The organism is Mycoplasma sp. NEAQ87857, assembly GCF_009792315.1.
Taxonomy (GTDB): Bacteria; Bacillota_I; Bacilli_A; order Mycoplasmatales; family Metamycoplasmataceae; genus Mycoplasmopsis.
On the sequence record NZ_CP045542.1, the window covers coordinates 999528 to 1012198 of the forward strand.

A 12671-nucleotide genomic window follows, 5' to 3' on the forward strand; every position below is an offset into this window, starting at 1 on the left:
GCTTTTAAAAAGCTTGTAAAGCGTTTTTAAACTCTAAAAGTAATTTATTACCATTAATATGTTTTAAGTGCTTTAAAACGCATTTAAACCCTTATTAAGTATTAAAAAACCACCTAGTAGGTGGTTTTTGTATCTAAATTAACCTAAATAGTTTTTAGGTCTTTTTCAGTTTAAAGCAGAATCAAAATCACTATCAATTGGGTCATTTTTGTGTAATTTACGATATTCTTTAGCTTCTTCTCTTGTTATAATTTTAGGTAAAAAAGGTTTTTCTTTAGTAAAATCAACTCCTACTCAAGAAGGACCATTAGCATAGATGCTTCTAGGTAAATATGGATATTCATATTCATCAGGGTTAGGATAGTTAATAATAGTTAAAATATATGAATCAGGACCTAATTTATAGTTAGCAATAATGTAATCATCATTTCTTTCAAAGATTAATCTATTAGGATTCATTTCAAATGCAGGAGAACCATCTGAAGCAGGGTCTAATTTAGTTAATTTAGCAATATCATAGGTAGTTCTATGTAGATTTTCACTAAAATCTGTATTAGTTAAATCAATTACTTTTCATCTACCATCCAAAAACACTTCATTTCAAGAATGAGCTGCATCTTGACCATTTTTATTAGTAATTCCACCTACTATTCTTACAGGTATATTTAATAAAGTTAAAGCAATAGATAAGTTTCTACTATAACCAACACATTCAATGCTTCTTAAATCTTGGTCAAATATTGTTGTAGAGTTTGTTATATTTTTCCCATTCGCATAAAAACTTCCATAACCAAAACTTAAACCACTATCATTTGAATAATAATAAGTATTAGTACAAATATAAAACATTACAGCTTTTATTTTTTGTTCATTTGTTCAATTTTTATCAATTATTTTAGGTAATATTTTTTTTCATTTCTCAATTCATTCTTTGTATTCTTCTAATGGATTAATATATATGTGATCGTGATTTTTGTTAAATTCTTTTAGTTCTTCAATTGTTTTTAATTGATTTAATAATGTAGGGTCTAAATGTTCTTTATGAAAATCCATAAAACTAGAACTAAAGAAGTTAGGTTGAGTAAATAATAAAGTAGATAATATATTTTCTGATGGGAAAAGTTGTGTTGCTTTATTTTCATTTAATCTAAATTCAGAATCTATATTAACATATTTAGCATACTTTTGATAATCACTTTCATTTCAATATATAAATTGCGAAAATGGATAATTATTTTCATATCTATAGGTTTTTTGAAGACTTGTAAGATTTTCATCAATAAAAATATCTCCTGAAGAAAACTTAATTTTATTTTTTAAATTATTAAAATAATTTTGATTTTGAGTTCAAAAACCTTTAAAAAAGCTATCTAAATATTTTTGCTTAATGTGAAAACTAAATACATCAGTTGAATACTCTTTTGGTTCTTTATAAAAATCTCCACCTTCTTCAAAAATGAAGTTGGTTCTATTTTGTAAATATTGAGCAATTAAAGGATTGGTATTTTCATATTTTTTATAATCATTTAAAGCAATAACATCATTATCATTTATTTCTCCAATACTATTATTCATATCAATAACCATTGATTGGATTTCAGGGGAGTTATAATATTTAATTCAATTTGTAAAATATGTATAGTTTAAAAATAATGATCTATATTCTCTATCTCTACCATAATCTTGGATTTCAGGGGAGATTTCAGGGGAGATTTTAGTTTTGTTTTTTTCATAATCAAAACCAAATCATCTAGTTAAATAATAATCATTAGAAATTGGTTTTGGTTGTTGTAAATAACCCATAGATATTCCATTATTGATAAAAGCATCTTGGATTTCAGGGGAGATTTCAGGGGAGATAAATTCTGTTTCTTCTAATGAAAAAACATAATTACTAGGTTTTTCTATAAAATAGGCACTAGATTCTCCATTTTGATCTAAACTATATGGGTTATTTGCTGAAGGACTATTAAAATAACTTCTTCAACCTGTAAAAATTATTTTTATCATCTCAATAAAAAAATCAATTCTTTTATTGATTTGTCAAAATAATTCACCATTTTTGTTGTAATATTCTTTAATTTTATTTAGTTCATAAATATAATATTGTCATTTTATTTGTTGTTCTAAGGGTATTTCTACATTAATAATTTTATTTTGTTCTTTTTTAAGAAATAAATCATAAGGAGTAAGGTCCATTCCGAAATTATCATCTGGGTTATTGTTTTTAAATTGTATAAATTCTTGTCAATGTTGTTCGTTTAAATATCCATTTTCTTGTTGAATAAAATCTTTGATTTTATTTAGTTTATCTAAATAAGTCTCTTGGTTTATTTGGTTTAATTGATTAATATAATTATCAGCACTAATATTAGAAGTAATCTCTTGTTTTAATTGATAAATTTTAGCATTTAATGCTTTTTCATTAAATCTAGTTGGTTGTAAATTAGAAACAAAATCATTAAATTCATTTTGTTTTGTAATTAAATTATTGTATTTAGAAATTCAATTGTTAATGTCATTTGTTTTTTGCAATATTTGAGATTTGGTATCGTTATGATTAAGATATCAATTTTGTTGTTCAAAAGTATTTTTTTCATTTTGGTTAATAATCTTTTCAAGATTTAAACTTCTATATTCTTTTATTTTTGAGTCTAAATTTTTATATAAAGTATCAAATTCTTGTTTTTCTAGTTCTTTATTAAATTCCTGTTTTAACTCTTCTAATTGAGTTTTAACAACATCAATCTTATTTAAATTTAAATTACTATTAATTGTATTTTTTAAATAAATAATGGTGAAATTATCTTTTGAAGGTTTATCTTTAATTGCATCAAATTCTTGTTTTAATTCTTCTTTAGTTTGGTTATGAACTAAACATAGTTGTTGTAATTCTTGAATTTGTGTATCTATGTCGTTTAAATCATTGTTTTGTAATTTATTAATAATAATAGAGTATAATGTCAAAACATTTTGTTGATTTTTTCAAGTAGTTATGTTTGGGTTTTTAATTTGATTTAAATAATTTTGTTTGGTTTGAATTTTAGTATTCAAAACTTGTTTTAATTGATTAATTTTATTATTTACGTTATCAATATTATTTGTCTGTAAATCGTTGGAAATCTCTTGTTGAAGGGTTTTAACTTCTGCATCATTTAATCAATCATTATGAGTAGTAATTAAGTTTTGAAAGTTATTTGTTAAATTTTGTTTGTGTTGTAAAAAAGATTGCTTTGCCTGATATTTAGTTAAACATAGTTGTTCTAATTTTTGAATTTTTGTATCTATGTCGTTTAAATCATTGTTTTGAAGTTGATTAACAATCTGATGATATAAAGATTTAACTTCCATATCATCTAATCAAGTAGTTATGTTTGGGTTTTTAATTTGATTTAAATAATTTTGTTTGGTTTGAATTTTAGTATTCAAAATTTGATTTAAATGATTAATTTTGTTAGTTAGGTTATTAATATTATTTGTCTGTAAATCGTTGGAAATCTCTTGTTGAAGGGTTTTAACTTCTGCATCATTTAATCAATTATTATGTGTGGTAATTAGGTTTTGAAAGTTATTTGTTAAATCTTGTTTATGTTGTAAAAAAGAATGTTTTTTCTTGTTTTTTATCCCAACAATAGTTGAAGGAACAATGATTGTAGTAATTCCTAATGTAGTAATTAAAGGAATTCAAAGTTTTTTAGATTTAATAAATGGTGTTTGTGTTAGGAGATTGATTTTATCAATATTTTTAACATTATTTTTATATAAATTATCAATTTTATTTGTTATATCTTTGGTATATTTTTCTTTCGAAATATCTTTGTTGATTTTATTATTTTTAGACATTTTGCTCCTATATATAAATATATATATTATTATATTTTAATCTTTTGCATTCATTTTATATTTATTGAAAAAATCTCCTAATGGAGATTTTTATTTATTAATTTTGTCATGGTATTGTTTGGTTTGAACTATCTAGAAATGAATAACCCCAAACACTTCCTTTTATATTAGGAAAAATAGCAGGAGTAGAAGGAAATCAAGTATCTGGTTTAATATTTATTACGTTATCTTCATATGTGGAACCAGCATAAATACTTGTTATTTTTTTAAGAGATTTTATATTAATTGTGATATCTAATAGAAGTTGTCTATTCAATCCAAATTTTAACGAAAAATCTACACTATATGTGACACTAAACACTGAATTTCTTTTATATTTTGATTGGTAATCAAATTGTATTTCTCACATACGAGATACACTAGTTGGTTCTGAAGATGTTGGTAGTGGTATATCTATGTTGTCTGATATAAGTCCATTACCATTAGTAGCACCAAAGCCACCGTGTATTCTAACAAATTGTATTTTATTAGGATTTTGATCAGCTACTCTTTCATAATAATTTAAATGGATATTATTAATGCCTCTTTCTGTTCTATAATCAGGGGTTTCTTGACCATATTGATTTGTTGTCGAAAGACCAGTAAATTGATAATCACGTGTTGTTGTTATTGTTGAAGATTCTAAACTGTTTAAATAAGTGTTATGGTTATTCAAAGGAGAAAAACTAGAGTTTGTTGGTCTAGGTCTATAGTTAGGATTAGGTGAAGTGCTAGTGCTTGTATATGTTTTATTTACTACTCATTTGTATTGTTTATTTTTATCTAGTGTATAGTTTGAGTGGTTTAATGTGCGAATAGAATCAAATAGATATGTTGGTTTAGATAAAATTAAATCTTTTTGTAATTTTTCTACTTTTTCATTTAGAACATCAATTTCTTTTTGTTTTTCTTCTAATTTTTCACTCATACCATTTGCTAATTCAATTCAAGCGGCTTTAGTTTTTTTAAATAATGATATAAGATCCTTTGGTGATGTTGAAGTAATAAATGTTCTTAAAAACTCTTTTAAATCTTCATACTTGACAATAGGTTCTTTTGATACACCCATTTTTTTGCAATATGCTTCAAAATCATTTTTGAGACTTTGGAGCTTTAAGTTTGTTTTAGTTATTGTTTCATCTACTTCATTTAGTCTTTCTTCGCTTCCCGCGTCTAGTGGTTCCAAGTACTCTAATCTAGTTCTTTCTAGTTCTTGTAGTAGTTTTTCAAAGATTTCTTTTTTAGTTGAATATGTTTCAGAAAAGTAAGTAATTGCATATTTTTCTTTTAATTCTTTGATTCGTTTTACAAAAGGAATGTTTTCTACTGATGAAGTACCATCTGCAGGGTTTAATATTCATAAAGATAATTTATTAATGAAATCTATAATTTCATCATAATCTCTTCCTTTGTTGTGTCAAAGTAATAACTCTTTGAGCAATCTATCTTGTTCAATCTTTTTAGATGCTAATTGTGCTTTTTTGTCATTAATATCTTTTATCTTATCTTCTATTATTTTATTTAACTTAGTTTTTTCAGTTTCTAAAGCATTTATCTCTTGATCTTTAGTTTTGATGGTTTCACCTTGTTTAGTGATGGTTTTACCTTGTTTAGTGATGGTTTTACCTTGTTTAGTGATGGTTTTACCTTGTTCAGTGATGGTTTCACCTTGTTCAGTGATGGTTTCACCTTGTTCAGCAATTTTAGCTTCTTTAACTTTTATCTCATTTTTTAAATTAATTACTTGACCATTCAAATCATTTATATTTCCATTAAGCTTTTGCTTAGTAGCTTCTAAGTCTTGAATTTGATCATTTAATGCTTCTTCTTTTAATTTAAAATACTCATTTTGGAATTCAATCATTTTGTTATTTAAATCATATAATTTATTGTTATACTCTGTAATTTTAGATTGAATAGTATTTAAGTTTTGGTTTTGAACATCATCTAATACAGTAATAGCATTAAACAAAGGTTCTAAGTTAGTCATTAAAGGTTTTAATGGAGACATATATGTCTCTAAGCTAGTTTCTTCAGCTTGTTTAACACTAGAAATATAAGTAGAGTATTTACTAATTAATTCTACTTCTTTAGCTTTTAAGTTCTCTAAGATTTCAATTGCTTTAGCTTTATTATTAGCCAATAATCTATTAGATGTTTCTAATTGCTCTTTAGTAGTATTTAGTTCTCTAGTTGTTGCTAGTAATTGAGTTTGGGTTTGAGCTAATTCAGCTTTTTTAGATTCTAATTCAAGTTTAATATTGTTTAATTCTAAAACTTTAGCATCATAGTTTTGTTGTAAAGTTTTTAAATCTTCTTGTAATTGATTAAATTGTGCTAAAAGCTCATTGTATTTAGCTTCTAAAGGTTCTAATCTAGTAGTTTTATATTCAGCAATAATATCATTGATTTTACTAATAGATTTTTCTACATCTGAACTAAAGTTATCTAAGTTATCTTCATTATTATCATTATTTAAAGCTGCTTCTAAAGCTGCTTTTTCATTTTGAATTAATTTTGATACTTGGTCTTTATTAGCATAGTTAGAATCACTATCAATAGTGTTTTTAATACCATCTAAAGCACTAATAATAGAACCTAAACTCTTATTTAAGTTAGTTTTAACATTAGCTTTTAAGTTAGTTAATGTAGTTTGAAGATCTACGTTTTTTGCTTCTAGTGTGGTATTTTGGTTTTCTAATTGAGTTTTTAATTCTTCAAGGTTAGCAATTTTTGATTCATTAGATGATTTAACTTCACTTAATTCATTAACTTGAGCTTTAGCAGCTTCAAGTTCTAATAAAGTAGCACTTAAAGTACTAGAAGTTTCATCAAATAATTGGTCATCTAAACTTGAAATCTCTTTGAAGAAGTTTTTAACATTAGCTGCTATTAAAGCTGTATCAATTCCATTAACCATAGTAAAATCTTTAGTTTCTTTAGCTTTAGCTAATTGGTCTTTAGTTTCAGCTAACATCGCTTGAAGTCTTTGAGCATAGATATTAACTTTAGATAATTTATCTTCTACAATTTGTTTAAAGCTATTAACAAATTGTACGTTAGTTAATAATGATAAGTCTCTAGTAGATAAGTTATTTAGTTTTTTACTATATTCATCTAAATGAATTAATTGTTGTTCTACAGTAGCAATTTGGTTAGCTATTACAGATTCTAAGTTAGTTGAAACTTGGTTAATTTCATTTAATTTGTTTGCTAAAATCTCTTTAGTTTTTTGAATTTCAGCATATAAAATAAGTTGTAATTGATTATTAGCATTATCTAAGTTATCTTTAATGCTATTTAGTTTTTGAATTGCTTTAATTACATCTTTACGATTATTAATTTCAATACTATCTACTTCTTCAAAAGATCTATTAATAATATCAATAATGACTGAGATATTATTTGAGATAGCTTCTGTTAAAGAAGAAGTATTAGCTTGAGCTTTAACAAAAGAATCTTTAACTAATTGTAGCTTAATCTTATAATCTTGAATTTGACGTTGAATTTCATTGTTAATTTCACTAAATCCTAATGAATTAATATCAATTTCATTATTATCATTAGTATTTGTATTAGAATTTTTAGATTTATCTAAAAATTCTTGTAATAACTTAATGATTTCATTTTGGTCAATGTTTTTAAAGTTATCACTTAAATTATTAATTGCTACTAATCTAGTATATTGGTCATTTAAGATATTCTTTTGAGTAGTTAGTTGTTTATGCTTGATTTTTCATTGTTCTAATTCAGATTGTAATCGAGCAATTTCGCTATCTCTAATAGCGATTTTTTTATTTAAAGGAATTAAAATTGAAGGAGTTGTAATACAACTACCAATTACTAAACCAGCTGTAGTAGCTCCTAAAATTATAAGTTTATTTTTTTTATTAGTGTTTGTCATATTTAATATATAAAAAATCTATCTTTATAAGATAGATTTTAATTAGGTGTTTATAAAACTAATATGTTTGATCGGTAGTATTTAAAGATGTTAAAATCAAACACATCTAAAAGTATATTTTTAGATGTGTTTGTTAAATAAGTTATTTATTATTAAATCAATACAACTTAAATTTAGCTTCTTCATTATTAAGTAAGCTTTGAATTTTGACTAAAATATTAGTATCAAGTCCTAAATCTAATATGTAGCTCGCTTTATCAGTAATTGATAAAAAAGTTTCTTTGTCAATTCTAAAAAAGTTATCTAAATCTACAAAATATAATTTTCTAGAATCATCATAACTTGATTTGATATTTAAAGCAATTTGATTTGTTAATTTATCGTTAGTTTTGATTAAATTAACAAAAATAAAATCATCTTCAATTTCAGCTATAGGTGTGATTAAACCAAATTTTTTATCATAATTACCTTTAAACTGCTTATTAACTTTTGGTTTAAATTGAAACAAAGCACATATTAAATCCATTGTGTTATTAAAACTCATTTTTACTCCTAGATTTTTCACAAAACAACTAATGAAATTATTTCCATAATTTATTATAGCATCATTATTGCTTAAAGTGCTTAATAATTATAAAAAGCTTTTAGATATTTGGTTTGGTTTTTGATAAATATGTTTTTTGATATCTTTTTTAAATATCTTGCTTTAAAATTAGAAAATTAAAGCAAGCATTTAAATACAACATATACAAAAGTAAGATGATGAACACCAAAATTTAATTTGATTTTATTGTTGTTAGAAGTTAAAAATGTAGATCCCTTTAGATAAATTAATACAAATTTATTATCTATTGATATTTTTAATTACTGAAGCCATCTAAACATTTAAAATATCATCAATGACAAAAATTAAACTATTTCATTATTTACCAATAATTGTTATAAAGCTACTTTTTTAATCATTTTTTATTATTTTTGATAATTCCAAAAATGAAAACAGAGTGAAAAAAGTTTTTAATTTTACATAAAAATACGTTAAAAAACTAATTTAAATTAAATTATTATATAATTTTAAAAATTAGAATTAAAACAATCAACCACTAAGGAGAATTGATATATGAACCATAAAACGAGAAGACAAATAAGAATAGAAATTATTCAAATTTTATATAAATTTGAACTATTAGAAACACCCATAGATTTAAAAACTATTATGGATGAATTCCCATATATCAATGATGAACAACTATTAACTATAAAGAAAATTGCCAAAAACTATGATTTTTTAAAGAAAACAATTTCCAAATTTATGAATCGAGATTGATCTTGAGATAGAGTAAGTCCTTTAATTCGTGGTATTTTATTAAACTCAGCTAATGAATTATTTTTCTTGCCACCAAGAATTGTCATCAATGAAGCTCTTGAAATTACTAAAACCTATTTCCCAAAAGCGAATCTAAGTGAAGAAGAACTTAAAAAAGATCGTGAATTTGATCACATTCAATATCGTTTTGTCAATGGTATTTTAGAAAACTACTATAAATTATTAGTACATTTAGAATACTATTCAGCTAAAGATGATGCTGTTTCAGAAAAAGAAAGTAAATAATTTAATACATTTATTGATTGATACACAAGGTTATAATTACAAGCAAAGAAAAATTACTTATAAATACTTTGCTAAAGTTCTTGCAGTTAATGAAATATTTAAGCAACAAAGCTTAATCATTAAGATTAACATCGATAATTCTCCAAGAGCATCCTATAATGATATAGGTGCTTTTATTTCATTTTTTGAAAGTTTAATTGAATTTAACAATAATATTAATGAAACTGAACAAGAAATGATTAAGAACTTTTATCGTTATGCTTTAATGCATTTAGCTTATAAAGCTTATGAAAAACAACAAGATTTACCTTTTTTATTAACCCAAGCTTATAATAAAGACAATGAAATAGAGTTAAATAATCAAAAACGTCAATATTATTATCAATTCCTTGATCAGTTCCAAAAAAGAACAATGTACAATCAAACTGTTATTAAATTATTAAGAAGTTTATAATGAATCAAAAAATTAGAGATCAATTTCCAATCTTACAAGACATCACTTATTTTGATAGTGCAGCTTTAGTATTAAAACCCAAAATAGCAATTGATGCAATGAATGATTTTTATTTAAATAAATCAATATCTTCTAGAACTGCTGATACACCTTTAGGTAATATAGTCAATCAAGTAATCTTAGAAACTAGACAAAAAGTAGCACATTTATTAGATGCAAAAGATAATGAAGTTATATTCACTAGTGGAACTACTGAATCAATTAATTATTTTGCTAATATGGTAAGTAGTCTTATTCAAGCAAATGATGTGATTTTACTTAGTGCTTATAATCATTCATCCAATTTAATTCCTTGGTTTGAATTAGCAAAAAGAACTAATGCAATCATTAAAATCTCTCAAAACATCATTGATGATATTGATGATAAAGTCAAAATTGTAGCCATTAGTCAAGAAACAAACAATTTCAACCAAAACTTTGATATAAATTTAATAGCTAATTATGCTCATAAGCATAATGCTATAGTGTTTTCAGATGCCGCTCAAGCAATTAGTCATCAAAAAGTATCATTAAATACCGTTGATGTAGTAGCATTTAGTACCAATAAGTTTTATGGACCTACTGGAATGGGAGTATTAGCAATTAAAGAATCAATTTTAAAACAACTTCGTCCAACTAAATTTGGTGGAGGAAGTGTTGATGAAATATTAAAAGATGCTAATTGAACAATGAAAAAAACTATTTCAGCTTTTGAACCAGGAACACCTGATTTAGCAGGATTTTTTATGTTTGATAAAGCTTTAGATTTCTTTAATTCTATAGGGTATGAAAAATCTCAAGCAATCTTATTAGAATTATCTAATTATTTACATGCTGAATTAAATAAATTAGATAATGTTCAAGTTTATACCAAAGCCGGAGATAATATTGCTTTAATTAATCTTTATTTAAAAGTAAATGATCAAAAAGTAATGATTAATCCTCAAGATGTAGCAACTTATTTAGGTGATAGAAATATTTATACTATTGCAGGAATATTTTGTGCTCCATATTTAAGAAATATTAAACAACAATATTCTTATTTAAGAATATCACTAGGGATTTATAATACTAAAGATGACATTGATAAATTAATCAAAGCATTAGCTAATGGAGGAGATTTTTATGCATTTTAACCAAAATCAAGCACGTGAAATCATAATGAATCACTATATTAACTCAAATAATAAACAATCTTTAACTAATTTTGATACAGTATTTAGTACTACTTGTTCAGATAAATTAGAAATTACTTTTACTAATAACAATAATGTAATTAGTGATATTAAATTTAATGGTCATGGTTGTGCTGTATTTATTGCTAGTTGTGATTTATTTATTGATTTAGTTCAAAATAAACCTTTAGCTGAAATTAAACAATTAGCAAGCAATTTTATTAAATTTATCAATCAAGAACCAATTAAAGATGATGTTATAGCTTCATTAGGTGATTTATGAGTTTTTTATAATGTTAAAACTCATTTAAATAGAGTTAATTGTGCAAGTTTGTGTGCAAAATACTTTTTAGATTTAGATGCTTAATTCATATATTTTTCATATTGATTTTGATTGCTTTTTTGTTAGCGCGATACGAAAAATTCGACCTAATTTAAAAAATAAACCAGTAGCAATTTGTAAAAATGCAATGCATGCAATTGCTGTAAGCATTAGTTATGAACTTAGAAATCTCGGGATTAAAGTTGGAGCTACTAAGCAAGAAATTTTAAAAAAAGAACCTAAAACTATATTTGTTGAAAGTCATTTTGAGCTATTTAACTATGTTTCAAGTGAAATTTTTGATTATATAGCTAAAAATATTTCAAACAAGATTGAAATTTCATCAATTGATGAGTGCTATATAGATGTTTCACATTTGGTTAATAATGATAATCAAGCTAAAGCTTTAGCTAAAAAGATTCAAAACATTATTCTAAAAAGATTTGATATTCCTGTTACTATTGGAATATCAAATAATAAATTTGCTGCAAAATTAACCACTAACATTAATAAACCATTTGGAATAGGTTTAACTAATCAAGAAAACTTTAAAAGCAATTTTTTTGATTTACCAATAGCTAAATATCATGGAATAGGCAAAAAAATTGCTTTTAAATTACAACAAATAGGAATTAATACTATTGGCGATTTAGCAGCTTGTAAAATAGATGATATAAGACTAGATGCGATTTTAGGTTCATTAACTTATAAGTATTTAGAAGTATTAAATCCTGATTTTACTCAACATATTAGTTATAAAGATACTCAACCTAAAGGGATAGGTAATGAAATTACTTTTAATAATAAGTTTATAAGTTTAGAAGAAATTCAAAATAATCTTAATAACTTAGCTAAAAAAGTAAGCACTAGAATGATTCAACATAATTTAGTTGGAGATGTATTAACTATTAATGTCAGATTAAATGGTAAAAAATGAACTAACAAACAAGTTAAATTAAATTCATTTACTAATGATTATTTAATTATTTTTCATAATGCTATGGCATTATTTAATGATTTTTTTGAAGAACAATTAATTCTAGGAATTGGTATAAGAATGAGTAATTTAACTAGTGTTTTTGATCATTATCAAAAACAATCATTATTTGATCAAATTCAAGATTCTAAAACATCATACCAAGTGCAAAAAATTATTAATCAAATCAATCGCAAAATTAAAAACAATATTACAATGACAATGAAAGATTATCAAAAGAAAAAATCACAAAGTGATTTTTTAGGTGAATTTAGTCAAACACAAGGAATATATAAAAAATAGGAGAATC

Annotated in this window: 8 protein-coding genes; 5 read left to right on the plus strand and 3 right to left on the minus strand. The window is 24.0% G+C overall.

From position 1 onward, the window contains the following. Window positions 1-138 precede the first annotated feature (138 nt). The 3 genes from GE118_RS03650 to GE118_RS03660 form a co-directional block, all read right to left on the minus strand. Window positions 139-3843, minus strand: coding sequence for a transglutaminase domain-containing protein (locus GE118_RS03650; protein ID WP_158764063.1), 3705 nt, complete (start codon window positions 3841-3843; stop codon window positions 139-141). A 97-nt stretch (window positions 3844-3940) separates the two neighbouring features. Further along, a complete protein-coding gene (locus GE118_RS03655; protein ID WP_158764064.1) occupies window positions 3941-7786 on the minus strand; it encodes a hypothetical protein in 3846 nt (1281 codons plus the stop codon). Window positions 7787-7928: 142 nt separating this feature from the next. Next, window positions 7929-8330 (minus strand): hypothetical protein, encoded by a 402-nt coding sequence (locus tag GE118_RS03660; RefSeq protein ID WP_158764065.1) that lies wholly within the window; start codon window positions 8328-8330, stop codon window positions 7929-7931. Between the two features lie 573 nt (window positions 8331-8903). Between GE118_RS03660 and GE118_RS03665 the strand changes: the two genes are divergently transcribed. The 5 genes from GE118_RS03665 to GE118_RS03685 are packed head-to-tail and all read left to right on the plus strand — an operon-like array spanning window position 8904 to window position 12664. Next, window positions 8904-9395 carry a transcription antitermination factor NusB gene (locus GE118_RS03665; protein ID WP_158764066.1) on the plus strand — a complete coding sequence of 164 codons (492 nt, stop codon included), beginning with the start codon at window positions 8904-8906 and terminating at the stop codon, window positions 9393-9395. Then, the gene (locus GE118_RS03670) at window positions 9367-9849 is read left to right on the plus strand and encodes a hypothetical protein (protein WP_158764067.1); all 483 of its coding nucleotides are present in this window, start codon (window positions 9367-9369) and stop codon (window positions 9847-9849) included. Before GE118_RS03665 ends, GE118_RS03670 begins: the two co-directional genes overlap by 29 nt. Next, a complete protein-coding gene (locus GE118_RS03675) occupies window positions 9849-11024 on the plus strand; it encodes an aminotransferase class V-fold PLP-dependent enzyme (RefSeq protein WP_158764068.1) in 1176 nt (391 codons plus the stop codon). Before GE118_RS03670 ends, GE118_RS03675 begins: the two co-directional genes overlap by 1 nt. Beyond that, the gene (locus GE118_RS03680) at window positions 11014-11430 is read left to right on the plus strand and encodes an iron-sulfur cluster assembly scaffold protein (RefSeq protein WP_158764069.1); all 417 of its coding nucleotides are present in this window, start codon (window positions 11014-11016) and stop codon (window positions 11428-11430) included. Before GE118_RS03675 ends, GE118_RS03680 begins: the two co-directional genes overlap by 11 nt. Beyond that, window positions 11423-12664: a DNA polymerase IV gene (locus tag GE118_RS03685; RefSeq protein ID WP_158764070.1), complete on the plus strand. Its 1242-nt coding sequence runs from the start codon at window positions 11423-11425 to the stop codon at window positions 12662-12664. The genes GE118_RS03680 and GE118_RS03685 overlap by 8 nt, the downstream gene beginning before the upstream one ends. The last annotated feature ends 7 nt before the right edge of the window (window positions 12665-12671 follow it).